At 74.4% G+C, this 25,249-nt stretch carries 27 protein-coding genes and 1 tRNA gene; 16 read left to right on the top strand and 12 right to left on the bottom strand.

Annotated features, from left to right (window positions below; all coding sequences use genetic code 11):
- Window positions 1-7 precede the first annotated feature (7 nt).
- The 4 genes from bcp (at window position 8) to Sya03_RS25670 (ending at window position 3,081) form a co-directional block, all read left to right on the top strand.
- Window positions 8-478: a thioredoxin-dependent thiol peroxidase gene (gene bcp, locus Sya03_RS25685; protein WP_203940973.1), complete on the top strand. Its 471-nt coding sequence runs from the start codon at window positions 8-10 to the stop codon at window positions 476-478.
- A 60-nt stretch (window positions 479-538) separates the two neighbouring features.
- Window positions 539-2,164: a methyl-accepting chemotaxis protein gene (locus tag Sya03_RS25680; RefSeq protein ID WP_203940972.1), complete on the top strand. Its 1,626-nt coding sequence runs from the start codon at window positions 539-541 to the stop codon at window positions 2,162-2,164.
- 254 nt (window positions 2,165-2,418) lie between these two features.
- A tRNA-Leu gene (locus Sya03_RS25675) sits at window positions 2,419-2,505 on the top strand.
- A gap of 57 nt (window positions 2,506-2,562) precedes the next feature.
- Window positions 2,563-3,081, top strand: a complete 519-nt coding sequence (locus Sya03_RS25670) for a GNAT family N-acetyltransferase (protein ID WP_203940971.1) — start codon at window positions 2,563-2,565, stop codon at window positions 3,079-3,081.
- Here the strand turns inward: Sya03_RS25670 and Sya03_RS25665 are convergent.
- From Sya03_RS25665 to Sya03_RS25655, 3 genes are read right to left on the bottom strand one after another with little or no spacing between them, the layout of a single operon-like run.
- Window positions 3,070-3,987 (bottom strand): expansin EXLX1 family cellulose-binding protein, encoded by a 918-nt coding sequence (locus tag Sya03_RS25665; RefSeq protein ID WP_239107836.1) that lies wholly within the window; start codon window positions 3,985-3,987, stop codon window positions 3,070-3,072. The two genes, Sya03_RS25670 and Sya03_RS25665, sit on opposite strands and share 12 nt — an antisense overlap.
- A gap of 43 nt (window positions 3,988-4,030) precedes the next feature.
- Complete coding sequence (locus Sya03_RS25660; protein WP_203940970.1) at window positions 4,031-4,849, bottom strand: MOSC domain-containing protein; 819 nt, start codon at window positions 4,847-4,849, stop codon at window positions 4,031-4,033.
- A complete protein-coding gene (locus Sya03_RS25655) occupies window positions 4,846-5,679 on the bottom strand; it encodes a class I SAM-dependent methyltransferase (protein ID WP_203940969.1) in 834 nt (277 codons plus the stop codon). The genes Sya03_RS25660 and Sya03_RS25655 overlap by 4 nt, the downstream gene beginning before the upstream one ends.
- A 67-nt stretch (window positions 5,680-5,746) precedes the next feature.
- Between Sya03_RS25655 and Sya03_RS25650 the strand changes: the two genes are divergently transcribed.
- From Sya03_RS25650 to hutH, 6 genes are read left to right on the top strand one after another with little or no spacing between them, the layout of a single operon-like run.
- Entirely contained in the window at window positions 5,747-6,598 is an 852-nt protein-coding gene (locus Sya03_RS25650; protein ID WP_203940968.1) for a MurR/RpiR family transcriptional regulator, read from the top strand.
- Between the two features lie 12 nt (window positions 6,599-6,610).
- Entirely contained in the window at window positions 6,611-8,251 is a 1,641-nt protein-coding gene (hutU, locus tag Sya03_RS25645; RefSeq protein ID WP_203940967.1) for a urocanate hydratase, read from the top strand.
- On the top strand, window positions 8,251-9,435 hold the full coding sequence (locus Sya03_RS25640; protein ID WP_203940966.1) for an allantoate amidohydrolase: 1,185 nt from the start codon (window positions 8,251-8,253) through the stop codon (window positions 9,433-9,435). Before hutU ends, Sya03_RS25640 begins: the two co-directional genes overlap by 1 nt.
- Entirely contained in the window at window positions 9,426-10,712 is a 1,287-nt protein-coding gene (locus Sya03_RS25635) for a formimidoylglutamate deiminase (RefSeq protein WP_203940965.1), read from the top strand. The genes Sya03_RS25640 and Sya03_RS25635 overlap by 10 nt, the downstream gene beginning before the upstream one ends.
- Window positions 10,709-11,848, top strand: coding sequence for an imidazolonepropionase (gene hutI, locus Sya03_RS25630; RefSeq protein WP_203940964.1), 1,140 nt, complete (start codon window positions 10,709-10,711; stop codon window positions 11,846-11,848). Before Sya03_RS25635 ends, hutI begins: the two co-directional genes overlap by 4 nt.
- A complete protein-coding gene (gene hutH / locus Sya03_RS25625) occupies window positions 11,845-13,380 on the top strand; it encodes a histidine ammonia-lyase (protein WP_203940963.1) in 1,536 nt (511 codons plus the stop codon). The genes hutI and hutH overlap by 4 nt, the downstream gene beginning before the upstream one ends.
- A gap of 7 nt (window positions 13,381-13,387) precedes the next feature.
- Here hutH and rdgB read toward each other — a convergent pair whose 3' ends face one another.
- The 4 genes from rdgB to Sya03_RS25605 all read right to left on the bottom strand — a co-directional run bounded on the left by rdgB (window position 13,388) and on the right by Sya03_RS25605 (window position 16,802).
- Window positions 13,388-13,990: an RdgB/HAM1 family non-canonical purine NTP pyrophosphatase gene (rdgB, locus tag Sya03_RS25620; RefSeq protein WP_203940962.1), complete on the bottom strand. Its 603-nt coding sequence runs from the start codon at window positions 13,988-13,990 to the stop codon at window positions 13,388-13,390.
- Window positions 13,987-14,715 carry a ribonuclease PH gene (rph, locus tag Sya03_RS25615; RefSeq protein ID WP_203940961.1) on the bottom strand — a complete coding sequence of 243 codons (729 nt, stop codon included), beginning with the start codon at window positions 14,713-14,715 and terminating at the stop codon, window positions 13,987-13,989. Before rph ends, rdgB begins: the two co-directional genes overlap by 4 nt.
- A gap of 27 nt (window positions 14,716-14,742) precedes the next feature.
- A complete protein-coding gene (locus tag Sya03_RS25610; RefSeq protein ID WP_239107835.1) occupies window positions 14,743-15,993 on the bottom strand; it encodes a glycosyltransferase in 1,251 nt (416 codons plus the stop codon).
- 62 nt (window positions 15,994-16,055) lie between these two features.
- Window positions 16,056-16,802, bottom strand: a complete 747-nt coding sequence (locus Sya03_RS25605; protein WP_203940960.1) for an MBL fold metallo-hydrolase — start codon at window positions 16,800-16,802, stop codon at window positions 16,056-16,058.
- A gap of 276 nt (window positions 16,803-17,078) precedes the next feature.
- Between Sya03_RS25605 and Sya03_RS25600 the strand changes: the two genes are divergently transcribed.
- Window positions 17,079-17,552, top strand: a complete 474-nt coding sequence (locus tag Sya03_RS25600; protein ID WP_203940959.1) for a hypothetical protein — start codon at window positions 17,079-17,081, stop codon at window positions 17,550-17,552.
- Window positions 17,553-17,591: 39 nt separating this feature from the next.
- Here Sya03_RS25600 and Sya03_RS25595 read toward each other — a convergent pair whose 3' ends face one another.
- Genes Sya03_RS25595 through Sya03_RS25585 form a run of 3 tightly spaced genes read right to left on the bottom strand, consistent with a single transcriptional unit; the run spans window position 17,592 to window position 19,413 of the window.
- The gene (locus tag Sya03_RS25595; protein ID WP_203940958.1) at window positions 17,592-18,557 is read right to left on the bottom strand and encodes a PLP-dependent cysteine synthase family protein; all 966 of its coding nucleotides are present in this window, start codon (window positions 18,555-18,557) and stop codon (window positions 17,592-17,594) included.
- Between the two features lie 5 nt (window positions 18,558-18,562).
- Entirely contained in the window at window positions 18,563-18,877 is a 315-nt protein-coding gene (locus Sya03_RS25590; RefSeq protein ID WP_203940957.1) for a MoaD/ThiS family protein, read from the bottom strand.
- A 53-nt stretch (window positions 18,878-18,930) separates the two neighbouring features.
- Window positions 18,931-19,413, bottom strand: a complete 483-nt coding sequence (locus Sya03_RS25585) for a M67 family metallopeptidase (RefSeq protein ID WP_203940956.1) — start codon at window positions 19,411-19,413, stop codon at window positions 18,931-18,933.
- A gap of 103 nt (window positions 19,414-19,516) precedes the next feature.
- Between Sya03_RS25585 and Sya03_RS25580 the strand changes: the two genes are divergently transcribed.
- A complete protein-coding gene (locus Sya03_RS25580) occupies window positions 19,517-20,383 on the top strand; it encodes an aldo/keto reductase (protein ID WP_203940955.1) in 867 nt (288 codons plus the stop codon).
- Here Sya03_RS25580 and Sya03_RS25575 read toward each other — a convergent pair.
- Window positions 20,364-20,897: a DUF2017 domain-containing protein gene (locus Sya03_RS25575; protein ID WP_203941147.1), complete on the bottom strand. Its 534-nt coding sequence runs from the start codon at window positions 20,895-20,897 to the stop codon at window positions 20,364-20,366. The genes Sya03_RS25580 and Sya03_RS25575 overlap by 20 nt on opposite strands.
- Window positions 20,873-21,163 (bottom strand): ATP-dependent Clp protease adapter ClpS, encoded by a 291-nt coding sequence (gene clpS, locus Sya03_RS25570; RefSeq protein ID WP_203940954.1) that lies wholly within the window; start codon window positions 21,161-21,163, stop codon window positions 20,873-20,875. Before clpS ends, Sya03_RS25575 begins: the two co-directional genes overlap by 25 nt.
- A 66-nt stretch (window positions 21,164-21,229) precedes the next feature.
- Here clpS and Sya03_RS25565 point away from each other — a divergent pair, with 66 nt between their 5' ends.
- From Sya03_RS25565 to Sya03_RS25550, 4 genes are read left to right on the top strand one after another with little or no spacing between them, the layout of a single operon-like run.
- Window positions 21,230-22,516, top strand: coding sequence for a nicotinate phosphoribosyltransferase (locus tag Sya03_RS25565; RefSeq protein WP_203940953.1), 1,287 nt, complete (start codon window positions 21,230-21,232; stop codon window positions 22,514-22,516).
- Between the two features lie 10 nt (window positions 22,517-22,526).
- A complete protein-coding gene (locus Sya03_RS25560; RefSeq protein ID WP_203940952.1) occupies window positions 22,527-23,096 on the top strand; it encodes an isochorismatase family protein in 570 nt (189 codons plus the stop codon).
- A 57-nt stretch (window positions 23,097-23,153) separates the two neighbouring features.
- Complete coding sequence (locus Sya03_RS25555) at window positions 23,154-24,398, top strand: MFS transporter (protein WP_203940951.1); 1,245 nt, start codon at window positions 23,154-23,156, stop codon at window positions 24,396-24,398.
- Window positions 24,399-24,405: 7 nt separating this feature from the next.
- Window positions 24,406-24,975, top strand: coding sequence for an NUDIX domain-containing protein (locus Sya03_RS25550; RefSeq protein ID WP_239107834.1), 570 nt, complete (start codon window positions 24,406-24,408; stop codon window positions 24,973-24,975).
- Window positions 24,976-25,249: the final 274 nt, after the last annotated feature.

Genomic DNA, 25,249 nt, shown 5'->3' with positions numbered 1-25,249 from the left:
ACTAGTCATGACGCGTCTCACCGCCGGGGACCCGGCGCCCGACTTCACCCTCCCCACCGACACCGGCGACAGCCTGTCGCTGAAGGACCTGCGCGGCCGGCGGGTCATCCTCTACGCCTACCCCGCCGCCATGACGCCCGGCTGCACCAAGCAGGCCTGCGACTTCCGCGACTCCCTCGCCTCGCTGCAGGCCGCCGGGTACGAGGTCGTCGGCATCTCCCCCGACGCCCCCGCCAAGCTCGCGAAGTTCCGCGAGCACGACGCCATCACATTCCCGCTGGTCAGCGACGCCGACCGGGCCGTGCTGACCGCGTACGGCGCCTACGGCGAGAAGCAGATGTACGGCAAGACCGTCACCGGCGTCATCCGGTCGACCTTCGTCATCGACCCCGACGGCGCCGTCGAGCACGCCTTCTACAACGTCAAGGCCACCGGGCACGTCGCCAAGCTGCGCAAGGACCTCGGCCTCGAAAACTGAAGATCCGCCGCCGCGCTGCCGAACAGGCGGGTGTCCGCCCCGCCGTCACCGGAGAGCCCGATGCCGACACCCGCCCGGCAGCGCCGCGCGCTGAACCCCGTAGCCGCCTTCCGGCACCTGCGGGTCGCGCAGAAGCTCGTGGTCAGCTTCGGCATCGTGTGCCTGCTGCTCGTCGGCGTCGGCGTGACCGGGCTCGTGCAGCTCAACGCCGCCCGCGACCGCCTCGAGACCATGTACGCCGACAGCACCCAGGCCATCGGCTGGCTCGGCGAGGTCCGCGGCGACCTGCAGGAGGCCCGCGCGCTGGCCGCGAAGCTGATCCTGCGCAACGAGGGCGAGACCGTCGCCGACGTGCGCCGCCAGATCGCCGCGATCGACGCCCACCTCGACGCCCGCTGGGCCGACTACACCGCCACCGACATGACCGGCCGCGAGGCCGACCGGGACGCCTTCGCGTCCACCCTGCGCCAGTACCGCTACGTGCGCGACGAGCGCCTCGTCGCCGCCGGCGAGACCAACGACGTCGCCGTCTACCTGCGCGCCCAGGCCGGCACGATCGACCCGCTGTCCGCCCGGATGACCACCTCGCTGGCCAACCTCAGCAAGATCGAGGACGACGTCGCCCGCGCCGCCATGGCCGAGGCCCGCGACGCCGCCGGCCGCGCCCAGGCCATCATCATCGCGCTCATCGCCGGCGCCGTGCTCGTCTCCGTCGCCCTGGTGCTGCTCGTCGGCCGCGCCATCGCCCGCCCGCTCGGCCAGACCGTCACCGTGCTGGAAGGCCTCGCCGAGGGCCGGCTCGACCAGCGCCTCGCCGTCGGCGGCCGCGACGAGGTCGGCCGCATGTCGCAGGCCCTCAACACCGCCCTGGACCGCCTCACGGCCGCGCTGCGCGGCGTCGGCACCAACGTCGACACCCTGGGCGACTCGTCGACCCAGCTCACCCAGGTCGCGGGCCGCATGGAGGGCTCCGCCGCCCGCTCCGCCGACCAGGCCCGCGCCGTCGCCGCCGCCTCCGCCGAGATCAGCCGCGACATCACCACCGTCTCGGCGGGCGCCGAGGAGATCGGCAGCTCCATCGCCGAGATCGCCCGCAGCGCCACCGACGCCGCCGGCGTCGCCGGCCGGGCCGTCACCATCTCCGGCGAGGCCGCCGACATCCTCCGCAAGCTCGACGAGTCGTCCGCCGAGATCGTCTCCGTCGTCAAGATCATCACGTCGATCGCGGAACAGACCAACCTGCTCGCCCTCAACGCCACCATCGAGGCCGCCCGCGCCGGCGACGCCGGCCGCGGCTTCGCCGTGGTCGCCGGCGAGGTCAAGGAACTCGCCCAGGAGACGGCCCGCGCCACCGAGGACATCAGCGCCCGCGTCGCCGCCATCCAGACCGACTCCGCCGCCGCCGTCGCCGCCATCGACGGCATCGGCACCGTGATCGACCAGATCAATGCCACCCAGTCCGCCATCGCCGCCGCCGTCGAGGAGCAGACCGCCACCACCAACGAGATGGGCCGCACCGTCTCCTCCGTCGCCGTCAGCACCTCGGGCATCGCCGCCAACGTGGCAGGCGTCGCCGAGGCCGCCGACGACACGACGGCCGCCGCGGGCGACACGGCCGCGGCGGCGGACGAGCTGACCCGGGTCGCCCAGGCCCTGCGCGACAACCTGGCGATGTTCCGCTACTGAGCTCCATGCAGGACGGTCACATCGCCGGGCGCCGCCCCTCGGCCGGCTGCCGGGCCGCGCCAGGTCCACGGGTTCGCCGCCGGGCCGAGGTGGTGGGCGGCGCCGGGGTCGCGATGGGCCGCGACGCGGGAGCCGGGCGGGCCGCGCACGGTACAGTGTCGGGCATCCTGAGCGCGGCGGGCCTCGGCACGAGAGCCGCCCGCCGGGCCGCGGCCGAGGCCGCCGCACCCCGCGCGGCGATTCGGACAGATCAGGCGGAAGTGGCGTAATTGGCAGCCGCGCTGGGTTTAGGTCCCAGTGCCCGAGAGGGCGTAGGGGTTCGAGTCCCCTCTTCCGCACCAGCCACACCGTGACGGTCGTCGCTGCTTCGGGCGGGGGTCCGGCGGCAGGATGGCCGGATGGACTACGTGCTCGATCCCCCGCTGACCGCCGAGCTGCGGGCCGACGTGCTCGATCTGTGGGTGCGGGTGGTCAACGCGGGCGGGGCCGTCGGGTTCGTGCCGCCCGTGACCGCCGGCGACGTGCGCGGCACGGCGGAGGAGATCCTCGCGTCGGTGGCGGCGGGGACGGACCGGTTGCTGGCCGGGTTCGACGAGGGCGGGCGGCTCGTGGCGCTGCTGTTCCTCGCCGACAATCATCACGCGCTGAAGACGCACTGGCGCACCGTGAAGCGGGTCATGGTGGATCCGGCGGCGCAGGGGCGGCGGCTCGGGCGGGGGCTGATGCTGCACGCCGAGCGGGTGGCGCGGGCGGAGGGCTGGGCCGGGCTGCACGTGACGGTGCGGGGTGGCACCGGGATCGACCGGTTCTACGCGGGGCTGGGCTACAAGGAGGTCGGGCGGCTGCCCGGGGCGCTGCGGGTGGCCCCGGGCGACGACCGCGACGAGATCATGATGTGGCTGCCGCTAGCAGCGTGAGACGTCGCCGGCGAGGGTGAGCGGCGCGGGGGCCGGGGCGGACGACGACGCCACGGTGGCCGACTCGACGGGCGGCGTGATGAGCGCCGCCGTGGAGGCGGACACCGACGGCGACGGCTTCGCGGTGGCGCGCGCCGACGCCGCCGCCGACGAGGGCGCGGCGGCGACCGGGCCGGCCGCGGCGCCGCCGAAGCGGGCGGAGAGCCTCTGGGTGGTGTCGGGGGCGAGGCGGACGCCGGTGGCGGTGGCCTTGCGGCCGTACACGTCGGTCATGCGCACCTGGAACGGGCCGGAGCCGGCGCCGCCGTCGACGACCCACACGTTGTGCTTCTGGCGGGCGGCGGTGACCCAGGTGCCGCTGCCGCCGGTGCGGACGGCGACGGTGCGCAGCGGGTTGCCGTGGTTGTCGACGTTGAACGCCATCCAGTAGCGCGTCGAGCCGCCCTCGAAGCGGATGCTGAGCGGGCCGGGGACGGGCGGGTTGACGACGGCCCTGTACGTGACGGGGATGATGCCGGTGACGTGGTCGGCGATCTTGCCGAAGGCGGTGCGGCTCAGGTCGATGTGGCCGGGCGTGCACGGCGGGCAGCTGTCGACGACCTTGACGCGGACCTTGCCCTTGGGGCCGGTGACGTCGAGGTAGCTGCCGCAGGCGGCGGCGTTGCCGTACTGGTCGGCGCCGAGGGCGACGAACAGGTCGTTGGCGGGCACGGACGGGAACGAGCAGTTGCCGGTGCCGCCGCCCATGTCGTAGAAGGTGGCCTTGCCCTTGTGGACGCCGCCGCCGGTGGGCGGGGCGGCGCAGGCGGGTTCGGCGCCGGTCTGCAGGAGCAGGGCGATGCCGACGATGCCGGCGAGGACGGCGATGCCGCCGGCGGCGAGCCAGCGCTTGGGGAGGGCGGTCACGCGGCGGAATCCTTCCGTGCCCGTGCCGCCGGCGGCAATTCCGCTAAGGGACGCTTAAGACGGGGTCACCCACGTGGATGATGCCGGGGCCGTCGGGGATGACGTTGACGCCGAACAGCAAGCCCATCGGGGACTTGCGGTACTTCCCGAGCACGTGCAACGGCTGCCGGCCGCGTTCGCCGGTCTCCTGGTCGGTGGTGGTGACCAGGCAGCGGTCGCAGGGTTTGGCGACGCGCAGGGTGACGTCGCCGACGCGCAGCCGGCCGCCGAGCCAGTCGTCCTCGGCCCAGGGGGTGGCGCCGGAGACGACGATGTTGGGGCGGAACCGGTTCATGGGGACGGGCTCGTCGCCGCCCTCGACGAGCCAGCCGTTGACGGCGTCGAGCGAAGCCATGGTGGTGACGAGGATCGGGTAGCCGTCGGCGAAGCTGACCCGGTCGTCGTCGGAGCCGAAGTCGGGGTTGACGGGGCGGGCGGTGGCGGGGTCGGCGAGCCAGGCCAGCCGCACGGGGGCGTCGAGGAGGGCGCCGAACCAGGCGTGCGCCTCGGCGGGGGCGAGCCGCGCGGGCACGAGCGGCTTGCCGCTGAAGACGCGGACCTGCGTCTTGTCGCCGTCGTGCGGCGGGGCGACGGGCAGGTCGGGCAGGCCGGCGGCGCGCAGGGTCAGGCCGCCGTCCGGCGCCGGTGCGGGCCGCAGGGTGACGAGCCGCGGGTCGCGGCGCTGGGTCATGCCGACGCCGTCGGCGTCGACGACCATCCAGCGCCGGTCGCCGGCTAGCCCCCACGGCTCGACCCGCGCCTCGTCGTGGTCGAGCCGGTGGCACCCCTTGACCGGGTACGTGTGCAGCGACGTGACCCTCACCAGGCGGCTCCGATGCCGTCGCCGGGGAACCAGTGGGCCTTGGGTGTCTCCCGGTAGGCGAGGAAGCGCCGGCCGGTCTTCTCCGCGTACTTGGGCAGCACGTTGGTCTTGGTGGCGTTGTCGCTGAGCAGCAGGGCGCCGGGGGCGAGCTTGGGTTCGACGGCGGTGAACTCGTTGCGCTCGTGCTCGACGGAGTGGTCGCTGTCGTGCAGGAACATGTCGACGGGTCTGTCGAGGGCGCCGATGGCGGCGATGGAGTCACCGATGACGAGGTCGATGACGCTCGCGTACGGCTCGACCTTGGCGAGGTAGCCGGCCTCGGGGTTGATGTCGAGGCTGGTGACGCGGCCGGGGGCGCCGTCGGCGGCGTTGCGCAGCAGGGCGGCGGCGAGCACGCAGCTGCCGAGTCCCTTGTCGACGCCGGTCTCGACGATGTGGGCGGGGCGGCGGGCGCGGACGATGGCGTACCAGCCGATCCGGCGGCCGTAGCGGACGCGCTGGTCGGCGAGGCCGCGGCGGGCGGCCCCGGCGATGCCGGCCTCGAGGTGCCGGCGCAGCTGGTCGTCCTTCTCGATCTCGGCGAGGTGCTGCCGGACCTGTTTGACGCCGGTGTCGCAGACGGCGGCGACGTACCAGGCGAGGTGTTCGCGGCTGAGCGCGGTCAGGTCGTAGGTGTAGTTGTGATGCTCCCGGGAGGTGAACAGCCACTTGGCGGAGACCCGCAGGACGCGGGCGTCGTGGCGGGCGACGTTGGCGAGCCGCTTGGGGAACGCGGCGACGGGGGCGAGGGGCGTCCGGGCGATGGCACGCCGGATGTTCGTCGCGGACATCGGAAGGTTTTATCACGATGAGCTGAAGACCTGGTGCCCTGAATGTTTTCATGCATAAGCTCGCTCGGTGAATGGAAACGGTTCCGTGGCGGATCGGGTGCTCGGCCTGTTCGAGGGCGCCCGGCTGACGCCCACCCAGCGCCGCATCGCGCACGCGCTCGTGCAGCACGCGGCCGCCACGCCGTTCCTGTCCGCGGCCGAGGTCGCGGAGCTGGCGGGGGTGAGCCAACCGTCGGTCACCCGGTTCGCGGTGGCGCTCGGCCACCCCGGCTACCCGGCCCTGCGGCGCGAGCTGCGAGAGGCCGTCGGCGCCGGGCCCGCCGACGGCCCGGCCGAGAGCGGCGACAGCCCCGCCCAGCGGGCCCTGCGCGCCGAGGGCGACACCCTGTACCGGCTGGCCGACCAGCTCGGCGACGACAGCACCATCGCCGCCGCCGCCCGGCTGCTCGCGGCCAGCCGCCCGCTGCCCGTGCTGGGCCTGCGCGCGGCCGGGCCCGTCGCGACGTACTTCGGCTACTTCGCCGCCAAGATCCACCCGGACGTCCGCCTGCTCGACGAGGGCGGCAGCCGGCTCACCGATCGGCTCGATCAGGCCCGCGCCGCCGGGGCCGGTGCGATGCTGGCCGTGGTGCTGCCCCGCTACCCGCGCGAGGCCCTCGACGCGATCCGCGAGGCGTCGGCGGCCGGGCTGACGGTGGTGGCGCTGACCGACTCGCCGGTGAGCCCCGCCGCGGACCTCGCCGACGTGGCGCTGCCCGCGCCCGTGGGCACCCGCCTCGTCTTCGACCTGCACACCGGGCCGATGGCGGTCGCGATGCTGCTCCTGCAGGCCATGTGCGACGCGGCGCCGGAGGACGTGCAGCGCCGCCTGGAGGAGTTCGAGCACGTCGCGTCCCGCCGCCAGATCTTCGCCCCCTAGGAGGGTTTCGTCATGATCACCGCTCCTCGCGGAAACACGCACACCGCCCTCGGCTGGCCGCAGGAGGCCGCCAAGCGGATGCTCATGAACAACCTCGACCCCGACGTCGCCGAGCGCCCCGACGACCTCGTCGTCTACGGCGGCACCGGCAAGGCGGCCCGGGACTGGCCGTCGTTCCACGCCCTCGTGCGCACCCTCGACACCCTGCGCGACGACGAGACGATGCTCGTGCAGTCCGGCCGCCCGGTCGGGGTGTTCCGCACCCACGAGTGGGCGCCCCGGGTGCTGCTGGCCAACTCCAACCTCGTCGGCGACTGGGCCACCTGGCCGGAGTTCCGCCGCCTCGAACAGCTCGGCCTCACCATGTACGGGCAGATGACCGCCGGCTCGTGGATCTACATCGGCACCCAGGGCATCCTGCAGGGCACCTACGAGACGTTCGCGGCCGTGGCCGAGCGGCGCTTCGGCGGCACCCTCGCGGGCACGCTGACGCTCACCGGCGGCTGCGGCGGCATGGGCGGCGCGCAGCCCCTCGCCGTCACCATGAACGGCGGCGCGTGCATCGTCGTCGACGTCGACGCCGCCCGGCTGCGCCGCCGCGTCGCCACCCGCTACCTCGACGTGGTCGCCGACGGCCTGGACGACGCGGTGCTGCAGGCGCTGGCCGCCAAGCGGGAGCGCCGGGCGCTCAGCGTCGGCGTGGCCGGCAACGCCGCCGAGGTGTTTCCCGAGCTGCTGCGCCGGGGCGTCGACATCGACGTGGTCACCGACCAGACCAGCGCGCACGACCCGCTGTCGTACGTGCCGGTGGGTGTGGACGTGGCCGACGCCGCCGAGTACGCCGCCGCCAAGCCGGAGGAGTTCACCCAGCGGGCCCGCGCGAGCATGGCCGCCCACGTCGAGGCCATGGTCGGGTTCCTGGACCACGGCGCCGAGGTGTTCGACTACGGCAACTCCATCCGCGGCGAGGCCCAGCTCGGCGGCTACGACCGGGCGTTCGCGTTCCCCGGCTTCGTGCCCGCGTACATCCGGCCGCTGTTCTGCGAGGGCAAGGGCCCGTTCCGGTGGGCGGCGCTGTCCGGCGACCCGGCCGACATCCACGCCACCGACCGCGCGATCCTCGACCTGTTCGGAGACAACGAGCCGCTGGCCCGGTGGATCCGGATGGCGCAGGACCGGGTGGCGTTCCAGGGCCTGCCCGCGCGCATCTGCTGGCTCGGCTACGGCGAGCGCGACGTCGCGGGCGTGCGGTTCAACGAGATGGTGGCGCGCGGCGAGCTGAGCGCGCCCGTGGTCATCGGCCGCGACCACCTCGACTGCGGGTCGGTGGCGTCGCCGTACCGGGAGACCGAGGCGATGGCCGACGGCTCGGACGCCATCGCGGACTGGCCCCTGCTCAACGCCCTGGTGAACACGGCCAGCGGCGCGTCCTGGGTGTCGATCCACCACGGCGGCGGCGTCGGCATCGGCCGCTCGCTGCACGCGGGCCAGGTGTGCGTGGCCGACGGCACCGCCCTGGCCGGGCAGAAGATCGAGCGGGTGCTCACCAACGACCCGGGCATGGGCGTGATCCGGCACGTCGACGCCGGCTACGACCAGGCGGTCGCGGTCGCCACCACGCACGGCGTGCGCGTGCCCATGCGGGAGGCGTGATGTTCGCGGACCTGTGGGCCGAGCTGGCCCCGATCGGCCGGGCGGACTCCGGCGGCTACCTGCGCTTCGCGCTGACCGAGCCGGAGACGGCGCTGCGCGACTGGTTCCGCCGGCAGGCCGCCGCCCGGGACATGCCGGTGCGCGAGGACGGCAACGGCAACCTGTTCGCGTGGTGGGGCGACCCGGCCGCGGGCGGCGCCGTGCTGACCGGCTCGCACTTCGACTCGGTGCCGCACGGCGGCGCGTACGACGGGCCGCTCGGCATCGTCAGCGGCTTCCTGGCGATCGACGCCCTCCGCGGGCGCGGCGTCACCCCGGACCGCCCGGTCGGGGTGGCCGCGTTCGTGGAGGAGGAGGGCGGCCGGTTCGGCGTGCCGTGCCTGGGCTCGCGGCTGCTCACCGGCGCGATCGACCCGGCCGCGGCGGCCGCGCTGACCGACGCGGACGGCGTCACCTTCGGCGCGGCGCTGGGCGCGCCGCCGGCCGGGCGCCGCGACGACCTGCTCGGCGCCCTCGGCGCGTACGTCGAGCTGCACGTCGAGCAGGGCCGCAACCTCGTCGACCGGGACGCGGCGGTGGGCGTCGGCGCGGCGATCTGGCCGCACGGCCGGTGGCGGTTCACGTTCACCGGCGAGGGCGACCACGCCGGCACCACCCGCATGACCGACCGGCGCGACCCGATGCTCACCTACGCGTTCGCGGTGCTGGCGGCGAACAAGGAGGCCCGGCTGCGCGGCGCCCACGCCACCGTCGGGCGGGTGCGGGCGCACCCCAACGCCACCAACGCCATCCCGTCGACCGTCACCGGCTGGCTGGACGCCCGCGCCGCCGACACCGGCACCCTGGACGAGCTGCTGGACGCCCTGGTCAAGAAGGTCACCGAGCGGGCCGGCCGGGACGGCACCGCCGTCTCCGTCACCCCCGAGTCGGTCACCGGAGTCGTCGACTTCGACCCCGCGCTGGCGGCCCGGCTGGCGCGCGTCGTCGGCGACGGCACCCCGGTCCTGCCGACCGGCGCCGGGCACGATGCGGGCGTGCTGTCGGCGCACGTGCCCACGGCCATGCTGTTCGTCCGCAACCCGACCGGCGTCTCGCACTCCCCCGCCGAGCACGCCACCGACGCCGACTGCGAGCGCGGCGTCGCCGCCCTGGCCGCCGCCCTGGAGGACCTGTCGTGCGGCTGATCCACGCCGAGCACGCCTGGCTGGGCGGCCCGGAACCGGCGGCCGACGTGCTCATCGAGATCGGCGACGACGGGCGGTTCGGCGCGGTCACCCCCGGCGTCCCGGCGCGCGGCGAGCACCGGCCCGGCCTGACGCTGCCCGGGCTGGCCAACGCGCATTCGCACGCGTTCCACCGGGCGCTGCGCGGGCGCACCCACACCGACCGGGGCACGTTCTGGACCTGGCGCGAGCGCATGTACGAGGTGGCGTCCACTTTGGACCCGGACTCGTACCTGCGGCTGGCCCGGGCGGCGTACGCCGAGATGGCCCTGGCCGGCATCACCTGCGTCGGCGAGTTCCACTACCTGCACCACGGGCCGGGCGGCGTGCCGTACGCCGACCCGAACGCGATGGGCCACGCCCTGATCGAGGCGGCCCGGCAGGCGGGCGTCCGCATCACCCTGCTCGACACGCTCTACCTGACGTCCGGTGTGGACGGTGCGCCGCTGGACGGCGTGCAGCGCCGGTTCGGCGACGGCGACCTCGACGGCTGGTCCGCCCGCGTCGAGCAGCTGAAGCCCGCCCCGCACGCCCGGATCGGGGCGGCGCTGCACTCGGTGCGGGCCGTGCCGCGCGCGGCGATCCGCCCGTTCGCCGAGCGGGCGCCGCTGGCCCACGTCCACCTGTCGGAGCAGCCCGCCGAGAACGAGCAGTGCCGCGCCGCGTACGGCCGCACCCCCGCCCAGCTCCTGCACGACGGCGGGCTGCTGCGCCGCGGCACCACCGCCGTGCACGCCACCCACCTCACCGAGGGTGACGTGCAGCTGCTCGGCGGCACCCACACCGGCGTCTGCGTGTGCCCCACCACCGAACGGGACCTGGCCGACGGCATCGGGCCCGCCCGCACCCTGGCCCGGGCCGGCAGCGCGCTCAGTCTCGGCAGCGACAGCCACGCCGTGATCGACCCGTTCGAGGAGCTGCGCGGCCTGGAGCTGCACGAGCGCCTCGCCTCCCGGCAGCGCGGCCGGTTCGCCGCGCACGAGCTGCTGGCCGCCGCGGCCAACCACGCCGCGATCGGCTGGGACGACGCCGGGCGCATCACCCCCGGCGCCCGCGCCGACCTGGTGACGGTCGCGCTGGACAGCGTGCGCACCGCGGGCTGCGCGCCCGCCGGGGCGCTCTACGCCGCCACCGCCGCCGACGTCACCCACGTCACCGCCGACGGCCGCGACGTGGTCACCGGCGGCCGCCACCGCACCGTCGACGTGGCCGCCGAGCTGCGGGAGGCGATCGCATGAGCGTCCTGGTCACCAACATCGGCGAGCTGTTCACCGGCGACGAGGTCCGGGCCGGGGCCGCGGTCGTCACCGAGGGCGACCGGATCGCGTGGGTCGGCGACGCCGCCGCCGCGCCCGACGCGGACGAGCGGATCGACGCGGGCGGCCGGGTCGTGCTGCCCGGCTTCGTGGACAGCCACACCCACCTGATGTTCGCCGGCGACCGCTCCGCCGAGTTCGCCGCCCGGATGGCCGGCGAGCCGTACACCGGCGGCGGCATCCGCACCACCGTCGCCGCGACCCGCGCCGCGAGCAACGCCGAGCTGCGCGCGTCCGCCGGGCGCCTGGCCCGCGAGGCGCTGCGGCAGGGCACCACCACGATCGAGACCAAGAGCGGGTACGGGCTCAGCGTCGACGAGGAACAGCGGTGCCTGAGGCTCGCCCAGGAGATCACCGCGGAGACGACGTTCCTCGGCGCGCACGTCGTGCCCGCCGAGTGGGCGCACGACCCCGACGGCTACGTCGACCTGGTGCGCGGCGACATGCTGGCGGCCGCCGCCCCGCACGCCCGCTGGATCGACGTGTTCTGCGACCGGGGCGCCTTCGACGCCGACCAGGCCCGCGCGATCCTGCTCGCCGGCCGGGCCGCCGGGCTCGGCCTGCGGCTGCACGCCAACCAGCTCCAGCACGGCCCCGCGGTGCGGCTCGCCGTCGAGCTGGGCGCCGCCAGCGCTGACCACTGCACCCACCTGGACGACGCCGACGTCGACGCGCTCGCCGGCTCCGACACCGTCGCGACCCTGCTGCCGGGCGCGGAGTTCTCGACCCGGTCGCCGTACCCGGACGCGCGGCGGATGCTCGACGCCGGGGTGACCGTCGCGCTCGCCACCGACTGCAACCCCGGCTCGTCGTACACCAGTTCCATGCCCTTCTGCATCGCGCTGGCCGTCCGCGAGATGGGGATGACCCCCGCGGAGGCCGTGCGCGCCGCCACCCTGGGCGGCGCGCGGGCGCTGCGCCGCACCGACGTCGGCGTGGTGGCCCCCGGCGCCCGCGCCGACCTGGTCGTCCTCGACGCCCCGTCCCACCTGCACCTGGCCTACCGGCCGGGCGTACCGCTGATCCACCGGGTCCTGCACAACGGAGTGCTCCAATGACTGTCACCGTCGCGCCCACGGGGGTGTCCCCCGCCGACGTCGTCGCCGTCGCCCGGCACGACGCCCCGGTCACCGTCGGCGAGGCGGCCGTGGCCGCCATGGCCCGCAGCCGGTCCATCGTGGACGACATCGAGTCGTCCGGCCGCCCCGTCTACGGCGTCTCCACCGGCTTCGGCGCCCTCGCCGGCACGTCCATCCCGCCCGGCCGGCGCGCCGAGCTGCAGCACGCGCTGATCCGCTCGCACGCCGCCGGCGTCGGCGCGCCCATGCCGCGCGAGGTGGTGCGGGCGATGATGCTGCTGCGGGTGCGCTCGCTCGCGCTCGGCCACTCCGGGGTGCGGCCGGTGCTCGCGCAGGGCCTCGTCGACCTGCTCAACCACGGCATCACCCCGTGGGTGCCCGAGCACGGGTCGCTGGGCGCGTCCGGCGACCTGGCGCCGCTGGCGCACTGCGCGCTCACCCTGCTCGGCGAGGGCTGGGTGGTCGGCAAGGACGGCGCCCGGCACTCCGCCGCCGAGGCGCTGCACGCTGCCGGGCTGCGCCCGCTGGACCTGGCCGCGAAGGAGGGCCTGGCGCTCATCAACGGCACCGACGGCATGCTCGGCATGCTGCTGCTCGCCATCGCCGACGCCGGGCACCTGTTCGCCATGGCCGACCTGACGGCCGCGCTCGCCATCGAGGCGATGCTCGGCTCCGAACGGCCGTTCCTGCCGGAGCTGCACGCCATCCGCCCGCACCCCGGCCAGTCCGCGTCGGCGGCGAACATCCACCGGCTGCTGCAGGACTCGCGCATCATGGACTCGCACCGCGACGACCTCGCCCACGCCGTGCAGGACGCGTACTCGATGCGGTGCGCCCCGCAGGTCGCCGGCGCCGCCCGCGACACCCTCGGCTTCGTCACCACCGTGGCGCAGCGCGAACTGGGCTCCGTCGTGGACAACCCCGTCGTGCTGCCCGACGGCCGGGTCGAGTCCACCGGCAACTTCCACGGCGCCCCGCTCGGCTTCGCCGCCGACTTCCTCGCCATCGCCGCCGCCGAGGTCGGCGCGATCTCCGAACGCCGCGTCGACCGGCTGCTCGACGTCACCCGCTCCCGCCAGCTGCCGCCGTTCCTCACCCCCGACGCCGGCGTGAACTCGGGCCTGATGATCGCCCAGTACACGGCCGCCGGCATCGTCGCCGAGAACCGGCGGCTCGCCGCGCCCGCCAGCGTCGACTCGCTGCCCACCAGCGGCATGCAGGAAGACCACGTGTCGATGGGCTGGTCGGCGACGAAGAAGCTGCGCACCGTCCTGGACAACCTCACCAGCCTGCTCGCCGTCGAGCTGCTGGCGGGCGTCCGCGGCCTCCAGCTGCGCGCCCCGCTCACCCCGTCGCCGGCGGGCCGGGCCGCGACCGCGCTGGTCGCCCCGATCGCGGGCGAGCCCGGCCCGGACGTGTTCCTGGCGCCGGTGCTGGAGGGCGCCCGCGACCTGATCGCCGGCCGCCACCTGCGCGCCGCCGTCGAGGAGGCCACCGGCCCGCTCGCCTGACGGCGGGTCAGAGCTTCTGCGCGATCACCTTCGCCAGGTCGCGGAACGCCTTGCCGCGGTGGCTGATCGCGTCCTTCTCGCCGGCGCCCAGCTCGGCGTTCGTGCGGTCCTGGCCCTCGCCGAGGAAGATCGGGTCGTAGCCGAAGCCGCCGGTGCCGCGTCCGGCGCGCAGGATGCGGCCGCGCTGGCGGCCCTCGACCAGGTGCTCCATGCCGCCGGGCAGCACGAGCGCGGCCGCGCAGACGAACGCGCCGCCGCGGTGCTCGTCCGGCACGTCGGAGATCTGGGCCAGCACCAGGTCGAGGTTGGCCTGGTCGCCACCGCCGCCGGACCAGCGGGCGCTGAACACGCCGGGCATGCCGTTGAGGGCGTCCACGGCCAGGCCCGAGTCGTCGGCGACGGTGGGCAGGCCGGTGCGGGCGACGCCGGCGCGGGCCTTGATGAGGGCGTTCTCGCCGAACGACAGGCCGGTCTCGGGGACCTCCGGGTAGTCCGGGAAGTCGCCCAGGCCGACCAGCTCGATACGGCCGGTGCCGAGCGCCGCGTCGAGGATGCGCTGGAGCTCGACCAGCTTCTTGGCGTTGCCCGTGGCCAGCAGCAGGCGACTCATGAGCCCAGCGCCTTCTGCTGGGCGGCGGCCAGCTCGGCGCAGCCGAGGACGCCCAGGTCGAGCAGGGCGTCCATCTGGTCGCGGCGGAACACGCCGGCCTCGCCGGTGCCCTGCACCTCGACGAAGTCGCCGTCGCCGGTGCAGACGATGTTCATGTCGACCTCGGCGGCGACGTCCTCGGCGTAGTTGAGGTCGAGCCGGGCCTCGCCGTCGACGATGCCGACGCTGACCGCCTGGATCGAGCGGTGCATGACCTTCTCCACCTTGCCGGCGAGCGACTTGCGCCCGGCCAGCCAGGTGACGGCGTCGTGCAGGGCGACGTACGCGCCGGTGATGGCGGCCGTGCGGGTGCCGCCGTCGGCCTGCAGGACGTCGCAGTCGAGCACGATGCTGTTCTCGCCGAGCGCCTTGAGGTCGATGCAGGCGCGCAGGCTGCGGCCGATCAGGCGGGAGATCTCCTGGGTGCGGCCGCCGACCTTGCCCTTGACGCTCTCCCGGTCGCCGCGGGTGTTCGTGGCGCGCGGCAGCATCGCGTACTCGGCGGTGACCCAGCCCAGGCCGGAGCCCTTGCGCCAGCGCGGCACGCCCTCGGTGACGCTGGCCGTGCACAGCACGCGGGTGTCGCCGAACTCCACGAGGACCGAGCCCTCCGGGTGGATGCTCCACCGGCGGGTGAGGGTCACGGGCCGTAGTTGGTCGGGCGTACGCCCGTCAGGTCGCGCCATGCGGTGAGCCTATGACGCCGGGACGCGTCAGGTGCGGGCGGGCTGCGGGCGGCGCGGCAGGATCGCCCACGCCTTCGACGGGATGCCGGCCCAGCCGGGGACGGCGTTGCGCAGCAGCGTCTCCACGGCGTGCGGGTCGGGCATCGCGTCGTGGGCGTGCAGGAAGCCGTCGACGGCGGCGGGCCAGCCGAACAGCTCGGCGCGCGCCCGGGCGGCGGCGCCGCGCTGCTCGCGCGGGCGGGCCAGCACCTCGGCCACCGCGGCGGCGAACGCGGCCGGGTTGCCGTGCGCGGCCAGGCCGGCGTCGCCGACGACCTCGGGCAGTGCGCTGGCCGCGTCGACCACGACCGGGGTGCCGCAGGCCAGCGCCTCCAGGGCGGCCAGGCCGAACGTCTCCACCGGACCGGGCGCGACGGCCACGTCGGCGCTGGCGAGCAGGGCGGCCAGCTCGGCGCGGTCGGTGATGTGGCCGGCGAAGCGCACCGGCAGGCGGGCGGAGCGGTAGGCGAGCGCGGCACGGCGCGGCCCGTCGCCGGCCACGGCGAGCACGGCCGGGGTCTTGCCGGCGCGCAGCGCGGCGAGGGTGTCGACGGCCAGTTCGGGGCGCTTGTCGGCGGTCAGCCGGCTGCACACGACGACGAGGACCTCGTCGGGGCGGGCGTACCGGGCGCGTACGGCCGGGTCGGCGCGGTCCGGGTGGAAGGCGTCCAGGTCGACGCCCAGCGGCACCTCGACGAGGTTCGGCACGCCGAGGCGGCGGAACTCGGCGGCCGCCCACGCCGTGGTGCAGACGATGCGGTCGTACTGCTCGGCGGTGCGCCGGTTGAGGCTGTCGGCGAGGCGGGTGCGGGCGGCGGCGGGCACCCCGCGCACGCCGAGCTGCCCGGCCAGGCTGGCGTGCGAGACCATGATGGACGGCACGCCGCGGCTGCGCGCCCACCAGCCCGTCCAGCGCAGCGTCGAGCGGTCCGACACCTCGATGCGGTCGGGCTGCAGCGAGTCGAGCAGCTTGATGAGACCGCGCCGGTCCGCGAGCACACGGTGACCGCCCGTGCGCGGCAGCAGGGGGCCGGGCACGGTGATGACGCGGCCCTGCGAGGTGGTCTCGTCGGTGTGCCGGGCGCCGGGCACCACCAGCACGGGCTCGTGGCCGGCGGCGGCGTAGCCCTCGCCGAGTTTTCGCAGCGTGGTGCGCAGACCCGCGGAGCGGGTGGTGGCGGCGTTGGCCAGCCGCACGATGCGCAGCCGGCCGGTGCTCGCCTGGGGACGGGGGGTCATCCCGATGGGCTCCTGAACGGTGAGGGGGATGGACGTTCAGAACGGTGTTCTTCGGCGGGGCGTCACAGATCGTAGCGGGATCCGGGGCGGATGACATCCACCGGTCCGGCAAACGCCGCCGTCGCGGCCTCCACTGTGGAGGCCTCACCGGCCCACGCTGGGACGAGATGGGTGAGCAGCAGTCTGCCCACGTTGGCCTTCGTGGCCGCCTCGCCGGCCTCGCCGCCGGTGAGGTGCAGGCCGGGCGGGTTGTCGGCGCCGTCGAGGTAACTTGCCTCACACAGGAACAGGTCCGCGTCCTGCGCCAGGCGCAGCAGCGCCTCGCACGGGGCGGTGTCCGACGAGTACGCGAGCACCCGCCCGGCGTGTTCCACGCGCACGCCGTACGTCTCGATCGGATGGTTGACCCGGTCGGCGGTCACCGTGAACGGTCCGATCGGGAACGTGCCCGGCTGCAGGCTGTAGAAGGTGAACACGTCGTCGACCGGTTCGCCCTCGGCGCTGTAGGCGGCGGCGATCCGGTCGGGGGCGCCGGCCGGTGCGTACACGGGCACCGGCGGCAGCGGCCCGCCCGGCGCGTACCGGCGCACCACCACGTAGGAACACGCGTCCAGCATGTGGTCGCAGTGCAGGTGGGTCAGGAGGATGGCGTCGACGCCGTACAGGTCGCCGTAGCGCTGCAGCGCCGACAGCGAGCCGGGGCCGAAGTCGACGAGCAGGGTGAAGCCCTCGGCCCGGAGCAGGTATGCCGAACAGGCCGACTCGGGACCGGGGAAACTGCCGGCACAGCCGAGGACGGTCAGTTGCATACGGCTACCCCTGGCTAACACTCGGTCGTCGGTGCCTGATCCGCACCCCCGCGGCTCCCCCTGCCGGGCAGTCAAGCACGCTGGGGAGCCTACGCCGTGACCAGCGCGCCGGGTAAAGGTCTGATCAATCTGTCGCTAAATCGACAAGGCTCACCCGTACCCATCGGGCCAGGTCAGCGCGCTGCGCGTCACTGAAGGTCACGGGCGCGCGTTGCACTCGGTGAGGGGCGCCCGAGCGCCCGTCGACGAGCGCTGCGGCGCGGGGGAAGGGGAACCATGACGGCCACGAGCACCATCGAGGCGACCGGCGACGGCGAGCACCAGCCCGGCACGGAGACGGCCCTGCTGGAGCCGCCGGCGCCGCGCGGCACCGCCGACGACCTCGGCCTGGCGTTCGCGTTCGACCACGGCCGCCCCGGCCGCGAGCACGGCGAGCGGGGCGAGCTGTTCCGCTTCCCCGCCGCCGACGACACCGGGCCCGGACCGCGCCGGCTGCTGGCGATGTCGCTCTACACGGCCCTCGTCGGGCTCGTCGCGCTCGCCGTGACGCTGCGCGGCCTGCTCGTCATCGTCGGCGGGGACGCGCCCGGCTGGTACCAGCCCGCGTTCGTGGCCGCCGGGCTCATCGGCGTCGGGTTCGTGGTGGGCGCGTTCCTGTCCATCCACCGCCGCCGGCTGCCGTGGCTGATGCTGGCCGCCGCGGCCGTGCCGCTCGCCGCCAACATCGTCATCACGCTCGGCGCGGCCTGACCCGGTGGCCGGGGGCGGCGGACCGCCCCCGGCGCCCGGTCACGCCCAGAGCTGGCCCTCCAGGGCCTCCTCGGCCTCGGCCAGGGTGCCGCCGTACGCGCCGGTCGACAGGTACTTCCAGCCGCCGTCGCAGACGACGAACGCCACGTCCGCCCGCTCGCCCTTCTTGACCGCCTCGTGCGCCACGGCCAGCGCCGCGTGCAGGATCGCGCCGGTCGAGAAGCCGGCGAAGATGCCCTCCACCTCGACCAGCTGGCGGGTGCGCAGCACGGCGTCGCGGGTGCCCACCGAGAAGCGGCGGTTCAGCACCGAGGCGTCGTACAGCTCCGGCACGTAGCCCTCGTCGATGTTGCGCAGCCCGTACACCAGCTCGCCGTAGCGCGGCTCGGCCGCGACGATCTGGATGCCGTCGACCTTCTCGCGCAGGTAGCGGCCCGTGCCCATGAGCGTGCCCGTGGTGCCCAGGCCCGCCACGAAGTGCGTGATGGTGGGCAGGTCGTGCAGCAGCTCGGGCCCGGTCGTCTCGTAGTGGGCGCGGGCGTTCGCGTCGTTGCCGTACTGGAACAGCATCACCCAGTCCGGATGCTCCGCCGCGATCTCCTTGGCCGTGGCGACGGCCTGGTTGGAGCCGCCCGCCGCCGGCGAGAAGATGATCTCCGCGCCGTACATGCGCAGCAGCTGCACCCGCTCCGAGCTGACGTTCTCGGGCATCACGCAGACCAGGCGGTAGCCGCGCAGCTTCGCGACCATCGCCAGGCTGATGCCGGTGTTGCCGCTCGTCGGCTCCAGGATCGTGTCGCCCGGACGCAGCCGGCCCGACTCCTCGGCCTGGCGCACCATGAACAGCGCCGGGCGGTCCTTGATGCTGCCCGTCGGGTTGCGGTCCTCCAGCTTGGCCCACAGCCGCACCGGCGGCGCCCCCTCGGGCACCGTCGGCGACAGGCGGGGCAGGCCGACCAGCGGCGTGCCCCCGCACGCGTCCAGCAGGCTCTCGTACCGAGCCATCGGGGTTACCGCCCGAACAGCGCCGCCGCGGCCGCGAAGCCGAGCGCGCCACCGGCCACGGCCGGCAGGATCGTGACGGCGTCGCCGTCGCTCAGCTTGGCGTCCAGCGACCCGAGGAAGCGGACGTCCTCGTCGTTGACGTAGATGTTGACGAACCGGTGCAGGCCCCCCTCGGGGGTGACCAGGCGGCCGCGCAGGCCGGAGTACTTGGCGTCCAGGTCGGTCAGGAGGCCGCCCAGCGTGTCGCCGGCGCCCTCGACGACCTTGGCGCCGCCGGTGTAGCTGCGCAGGATGGTCGGAACGCGAACTTCGATGGCCATGGTGATGCTGCTCCTCAAGCGGATGGTCGAGACGAAACGGGGTCGGGGCGGCGTCAGCTGCCCGAACACTCGTAGTCGACCGTCGCGGGGCTCTGCCCGAACATGTACGACTGGACGGGGTCCACCGTCGCACCCACCACCGTGACGGGCTCCTCGGTCACCACGCCGTCCACGATGCGGAACGACCGGAACTCCGCCCGCTCGTCGTCGCGGGTCGAGACCAGCACGTAGTGCGCGCCCGGCTCGCCGGCGAACGAGATGTCGGTGCGCGACGGGTACGCCTCCGTCGCGGTGTGCGAGTGGTAGATGACCACGGGTTCCTCGTCGCGGTCGTCCATCTCGCGCCACACCCGCAGGTGCTCCATCGAGTCGAACTCGTAGAACGTCATCGAGCGCGCGGCGTTGACCATCGGGATGTGCCGGGTCGGCAGGTCGCTGCCCGCGGGACCGGCCACGACGCCGCACGCCTCGTCCGGGTGGTCCCGGCGGGCGTGGGCGACGATCGCCTCGACGATCGCGCTGTCGATGGTCAGCACGGTTGCGAGCTTACCCGAGCGCGGGCCCGGGCCGGGCGTGGCAGTGCTCACCCGGGATAGGCGGCCGTCGTGCGGGTAGAACGGCGGTGAAGGAGGACTGACCATGCAGCAACGCACCATCGGTGACGTCCGGGTCGGCGCGATCGGCCTCGGCGGCATGCCCATGTCCATCGAGGGCCGTCCCGACGAGGACCGCTCCGTCCGCACCATCCACGCGGCGCTCGACGCCGGCGTGACGCTCATCGACACCGCCGACGCCTACCACCTGCACGCGGACGACGTCGGCCACAATGAGACGCTGATCGCCAAGGCGCTCGCCTCGTACGGGGGCGACACCTCGGACGTGCTGGTCGCCACCAAGGGCGGCCACCTGCGCCCCGGCGACGGCTCGTGGACCCTGAACAGCCGCCCCGAGTACCTGAAGCAGGCGTGCGAGGCGTCGCTGAAGCGGCTCGGCGTCGAGGCGATCGGCCTCTACCAGCACCACCGGCCGGACCCCGAGGTCCCGTACGCCGACGCCATCGGCGCCGTCCGCGACCTGCTCGACGCGGGCAAGATCCGGATGGCCGGCATCTCGAACGCGAACCCGGAGCAGATCCGCCAGGCCCACGAGATCCTCGGCGGCCGGCTGGTCAGCGTGCAGAACCAGCTCTCCCCCGCGTTCCGCAGCTCCGAGCCCGAGGTGGCCGCCGCCGACGAGCTCGGCATCGCGTTCCTGCCCTGGTCGCCGCTCGGCGGCATCTCCAGCGCGGGCGAGCTGGGCAGCCGGTTCGCGCCGTTCGCCGAGGTGGCGAAGGAGCACGGGGTGAGCCCGCAGCGGGTCGCGCTGGCCTGGCTGCTGGCGATGTCGCCGCGGATCGTCCCGATCCCGGGCGCCAGCCGGCCCGAGTCGATCCAGGACTCGGCGCAGGCCCCCGAGCTGACGCTCAGCGCCGACGAGCTGGCCAGGCTCAGCGGTGGTCCACGCTGATCATCGCGTTGAGCAGGGACTCCTGCAGGTAGCCCAAGTAGGCGTACACGGACAGCTGGAAGACCCTGGACGACGTCGGGTCGTGGAGCACGGCGTCGTCCAGCTCGTCCGACACGTCCGTGTCGCCGGTCAGCTCCAGGCGGGTGCCCATCGCCAGGCGGGCGTCGTTGATGGCCCGCAGCCAGCACTCCGCCTCCTCGCCGTCGAGCCGGACGTCGCCGGGGCCCTCGTCGGGCAGCTTCGCGAGGATCGCCCCGGCCTGGTCGATCTTGCCCGACTTCAGGTCGCTCTCGGTGTAGAGGCGGAACTCGGCGGCGTCCTCGGGCAGGTCGGGGTAGACGTCGGGGAACAGCCGCTCCACGACCGGGTCGGTGTGATCGAACCCGTCGGTCATCAGCGCCACGATCTCGGACGCCACCTTGCGCAGCACCTTGACCTCGTCGGGCCCGAAGGACGCGACGACCCCTTTGCCGTTCCGGCGGAACATGCTCACTGCTTTTCCACCGTCGCCCAGAGCCCGTAGTGGTGGAGCTTGGCGGCGTCCATCTCCATCTTCTCGCGGGCGCCCGTCGAGACGGTCGCGCGGCCCTTCGTGTGCACGTCGAGCATCAGCTTCTCCGCCTCCTCGTGGCTGTAGCCGAACAGCTTCTGGAAGACCCAGGTCACGTACGACATCAGGTTCACCGGATCGTCCCAGACGACGGTCACCCACGGGCGGTCGTCGAAGGGGGCCTCCTCGACCTGGGGTACCTCGGCCGGAGCGAGCTGGGGCAGAGCCATGCCCACCATCGTGCCACCGTCTCCGCCGTCACCGGGAACCGGAAGCCATTTCGTAGGGTGGTGGTCGTGACCGACTTCGCGCCCGCGCTGCTGACCGACCACTACGAGCTGACGATGGTCAGCGCCGCGCTCAAGGACGGCACGGCCGACCGGCGCTGCGTGTTCGAGATCTTCGCCCGCCGGCTGCCCACCGGCCGCCGGTACGGCGTGGTGGCGGGCACCGGCCGGCTGGCCGAGATGATCCGCGACTTCCGGTTCGGCGCCGAGGAGATCGCCCACCTGCGGCGGGCCCGGGTCGTCGACGACGAGACCGCCGACTGGCTGGCGGCGTATCGGTTCACGGGCGACATCGACGGGTACGCCGAGGGCGAGCTGTTCTTCCCGGGCTCGCCGATCCTGACGGTGAGCGGCTCGTTCGCCGAGTGCGTGGTGCTGGAGACGCTGGCCCTGAGCGTGCTCAACCACGACTGCGCCGTCGCCGCGGCCGCCGCCCGCATGGTCACCGCCGCCCGCGGCCGCGCGATCATCGAGATGGGCTCGCGGCGCACCCACGAGTCCGCCGCGGTCGCCGCCGCCCGCGCGGCGTACCTGGCGGGCTTCGCCTCGACGTCGAACCTGGCGGCGGGCGCCCGCTACGGCATCCCCACCGGCGGCACCGCCGCGCACGCGTTCACGCTGCTGCACGACGACGAGTCGGCGGCGTTCGCCTCCCAGGTGGCCGCGCTGGGCAAGGACACCACCCTGCTGGTCGACACGTACGACATCGCGCAGGGCATCCGCAACGCCATCGCGGTGGCCGGCCCGGAGCTGCGGGCGGTGCGCATCGACTCCGGCGACCTGTCGATCCTGGCCCAGCAGAGCCGCGAGCTGCTCGACTCGCTCGGCGCCACCGAGACCAAGATCATCGTGTCGGGCGACATGGACGAGTACGCCATCGCCACGCTCGCCGCCGAGCCGGTCGACATGTACGGCGCCGGCACCGCGGTCGTCACCGGCTCCGGCGCGCCCACCGCCGGCCTGGTCTACAAGCTGGTCGAGGTCGATGGCCGCCCGGTGGTCAAGCGCTCCGAGAACAAGGCCACCGTCGGCGGCCGCAAGACCGCCATCCGGCGGCACAAGCCCACGGGTACGGCCACCGAGGAGTGCGTCGTCTCCCAGGGCGTGCCGGACCACCGGCCGAACGACCGGCTGCTGCAGCACGCGTACGTGGTCGGCGGCGAGGTCGTGGACCTGCCCACGCTGCAGGAGTCACGCGACCACCTGCGCCAGTGCCTCATCTCGATCCCGTGGGAGGGCCTGAAGCTGTCGGCCGGCGACCCGGCGATCCCGGTGACCGTCATCCCGGCCGCCTAGGATCGTCGGTATGGCGCGCGCTCTGATCATCGTCGACGTGCAGAACGACTTCTGCGAGGGCGGCTCCCTCGCGGTCCTGGGCGGCGCGGACGTCGCCGCCGGGATCTCGCGGGAGCTGGCGGCCGGCTCGTGGGACCACGTCGTCGCGACGAAGGACTACCACATCGACCCGGGCGCCCACTTCGGCGATCCGCCGGACTTCGTGCACTCCTGGCCCCGGCACTGCGAGGTCGGCACCGACGGCGTCGAGTTCTACCCGGCGCTGGTCACCGACCGGGTCGAGGCGGTGTTCCGCAAGGGCGAGCACGCGGCGGCGTACTCGGGCTTCGAGGGCAGCGCCGACGGCGTCGGCCTGGCCGACTGGCTGCGCACCCGCGGCGTCACCGAGGTCGACGTGGTCGGCATCGCCACCGACCACTGCGTGCGGGCCACCGCCCTCGACGCGGCCGCGGCGGGCTTCGCCACCACCGTGCTGCTGGAGCTGACCGCGGGCGTCGCCGCGCCCACCACGCAGTCCGCATTGTCCCAGATGCGCGATGCGGGTGTGACGCTCGTCGGGGAACCGGTCGTCCTGGGCTAAACGGTTTGGGTTTGTCGTACCCGGGTTGGAGGATGACCGGCGGAGGTACGGACCACCATGTCGATCAAGCCTTACCGGGAGACGCTGTCGCTGCCCGGCGTCCGGGCGCTGCTGCTCGTGACGCTGTTCGCGCGCATCCCCGCCACCGCCGCGGGCGTCACGCTGACCCTGCACGTCGTGGAGGACCTCGGCCGCGGCTACGCCGCCGCCGGCCTGGTCGGCGCGGCCGTCACCATCGGCACGGCGGTCGGCTCCCCGCTGCTTGGCCGCCTCACCGACCGCTACGGGCTGCGGCTCGTGCTGGCCGCCACCACCGTCGTCGAGGCGGCCTTCTGGGCCACCGCCCAGGCCATGCCGTACGTGCTGCTGGTGGCGCTGGCGTTCGTCGGCGGCCTGTTCCAGCTCCCGGTCTTCTCGGTGGCCCGCCAGTCCATCGCCGCCCTCGTCCCGGAGGACCGCCGCCGCCCCGCCTACGCGCTGGACGCCATGAGCGTCGAGCTGTCGTTCATGCTCGGCCCCGCCCTCGCGGTGTTCCTGGCCACGGCCGTCTCCGCCCGCGCCGCCATGCTCGCCATCGGCGGCGGCATCGTCCTCGGCGGCATCGCCCTGCTGGTGCTCAACCCGCCGATCCGGGCCTCCCACGAGGAACGCCCCACGGTGAAGATCCCCCGCCGCCAGTGGGTCACCCCGCGGCTGCTCATGATCCTCGCCATCACCATGGCCACCACGGTCATCCTGGGCGGCAGCGACGTCGCCGTCGTCGCCGCCATGCGCGCCGCCGGCGAGGTCCCCATGACCGGCGCCGTCATCGCCGCCTGGTGCGCGTTCAGCCTGCTCGGCGGCTTCGCGTACGGCATGGTCCGCCGCCCCGTCGCCCCCCAGCTGCTCCTGCTGCTGCTGGCCGTGTTCACCATCCCGGTCGGCCTCGGCAACGGCACCTGGTGGCTGCTCGCCCTCAGCCTCATCCCGGCCGGCCTGCTGTGCGCCCCCACCCTGACCGCCACCGCCGACGCCGTCAGCCGCCTCGCCCCGCCGTCGGTCCGCGGTGAGGCCACCGGCCTGCACGGCTCCGCCCTCACCATCGGCATCGCCACCGGCGCCCCGCTGGCGGGCTGGGTCATGGACACCACCGCACCGGCCTGGGGCTTCGCCGCCACCGGCGGCCTGGGCCTGCTCATCGTTCTCATCTGCCTGCCGATCGCCCTGCGCCACCGCCGCGACGACGACACCCCCACCCCGGACCCGCTCACCGCTCCCACCCCCGCTGCCGAGCCGTCCCCGGCCGCCGCGGCCCGCACCTGACGCCACCGTGCACCCCACCGTGGCGGCGGCCCACGCCCTGATCACCGCCATCGCCCCGGCCGACGCGCTCGAGGCCACCCACCGCGCGGACACCCTGCACTGGCTCACCACCACCGACGACGTCTACCGCAGGATCAAACCCGCCACCCCACCCCGCCACCTGGTCTCCTACGTCGTCCCCGTCGCCCCGGCCGACGGCGCCGTCCTGCTCGTCGACCACGTCAACGCGGGCCTGTGGCTCCCCCCGGGCGGCCACGTCGACCCGGGCGAACACCCGGGCGAACACCCGGCCGACACCGCCGAGCGGGAGGCCGCCGAGGAATTCGGCCTGACCGTCACCGCCACCTCGCCGCTGTTCCTCACCGTGACGCGCACCGTCGGCCTGGATTCGGGGCACACGGACGTGAGCCTGTGGTTCCCCGTCCCTGTCCTGCGTTCTCTGCCGATCACGCCGCCTGAGCACGGCGAGTTCCGGTCGGTGCGGTGGTGGTCGCGCGCGGAGCTGGCGGCGGCGGATCCGGCGCTGTTCGACCCACACCTGCACCGCTTCACCGCGAAGCTGGCTGCCGGCGCCTGACCTTGCATGCCGCCCGCCGCTCGGGGGTGGCTGGTCCTTGGCCGGGCGCGCCCGCGTGGCTGCAGGCTCGGCACCACGCCGTCTCGATCCGCAGCCGCGGCCGGGGGCTCACGCATGGCCCGTAGGGCCGCGAGGCCGCGCCTGGAGGCTTTGCTCGGCCTACCGCACCCACTGGGGTTTCCTGGCCTGGAGCATGACGACTGCCGGATTAGGGCCCGCCCAGGCCCCACAGCCGACCATCCCAGGCAGGACAACCAGGCCCACCCCAGGCCCA

It is taken from the genome of Spirilliplanes yamanashiensis, assembly GCF_016863475.1.
GTDB classification, from domain to species: Bacteria; Actinomycetota; Actinomycetes; order Mycobacteriales; family Micromonosporaceae; genus Spirilliplanes; species Spirilliplanes yamanashiensis.
Note: the sequence above shows the minus strand (reverse complement) of the source record. Positions and strands in the feature narration are given on the sequence as shown.

Bases quoted from the DNA above. Each gene is read 5' to 3' on its own strand.
- bcp (WP_203940973.1), top strand. From the start codon at position 8: ATGACGCGTCTCACCGCCGGGGACCCGGCGCCCGACTTCACCCTCCCC.
- Sya03_RS25680 (WP_203940972.1), top strand. From the start codon at position 539: ATGCCGACACCCGCCCGGCAGCGCCGCGCGCTGAACCCCGTAGCCGCC.
- Sya03_RS25670 (WP_203940971.1), top strand. From the start codon at position 2,563: ATGGACTACGTGCTCGATCCCCCGCTGACCGCCGAGCTGCGGGCCGAC.
- Sya03_RS25655 (WP_203940969.1), bottom strand. From the start codon at position 5,679: ATGTCCGCGACGAACATCCGGCGTGCCATCGCCCGGACGCCCCTCGCC.
- hutU (WP_203940967.1), top strand. From the start codon at position 6,611: ATGATCACCGCTCCTCGCGGAAACACGCACACCGCCCTCGGCTGGCCG.
- Sya03_RS25640 (WP_203940966.1), top strand. From the start codon at position 8,251: ATGTTCGCGGACCTGTGGGCCGAGCTGGCCCCGATCGGCCGGGCGGAC.
- hutI (WP_203940964.1), top strand. From the start codon at position 10,709: ATGAGCGTCCTGGTCACCAACATCGGCGAGCTGTTCACCGGCGACGAG.
- hutH (WP_203940963.1), top strand. From the start codon at position 11,845: ATGACTGTCACCGTCGCGCCCACGGGGGTGTCCCCCGCCGACGTCGTC.
- rdgB (WP_203940962.1), bottom strand. From the start codon at position 13,990: ATGAGTCGCCTGCTGCTGGCCACGGGCAACGCCAAGAAGCTGGTCGAG.
- rph (WP_203940961.1), bottom strand. From the start codon at position 14,715: ATGGCGCGACCTGACGGGCGTACGCCCGACCAACTACGGCCCGTGACC.
- Sya03_RS25610 (WP_239107835.1), bottom strand. From the start codon at position 15,993: ATGACCCCCCGTCCCCAGGCGAGCACCGGCCGGCTGCGCATCGTGCGG.
- Sya03_RS25605 (WP_203940960.1), bottom strand. From the start codon at position 16,802: ATGCAACTGACCGTCCTCGGCTGTGCCGGCAGTTTCCCCGGTCCCGAG.
- Sya03_RS25600 (WP_203940959.1), top strand. From the start codon at position 17,079: ATGACGGCCACGAGCACCATCGAGGCGACCGGCGACGGCGAGCACCAG.
- Sya03_RS25595 (WP_203940958.1), bottom strand. From the start codon at position 18,557: ATGGCTCGGTACGAGAGCCTGCTGGACGCGTGCGGGGGCACGCCGCTG.
- Sya03_RS25590 (WP_203940957.1), bottom strand. From the start codon at position 18,877: ATGGCCATCGAAGTTCGCGTTCCGACCATCCTGCGCAGCTACACCGGC.
- Sya03_RS25580 (WP_203940955.1), top strand. From the start codon at position 19,517: ATGCAGCAACGCACCATCGGTGACGTCCGGGTCGGCGCGATCGGCCTC.
- clpS (WP_203940954.1), bottom strand. From the start codon at position 21,163: ATGGCTCTGCCCCAGCTCGCTCCGGCCGAGGTACCCCAGGTCGAGGAG.
- Sya03_RS25560 (WP_203940952.1), top strand. From the start codon at position 22,527: ATGGCGCGCGCTCTGATCATCGTCGACGTGCAGAACGACTTCTGCGAG.
- Sya03_RS25555 (WP_203940951.1), top strand. From the start codon at position 23,154: ATGTCGATCAAGCCTTACCGGGAGACGCTGTCGCTGCCCGGCGTCCGG.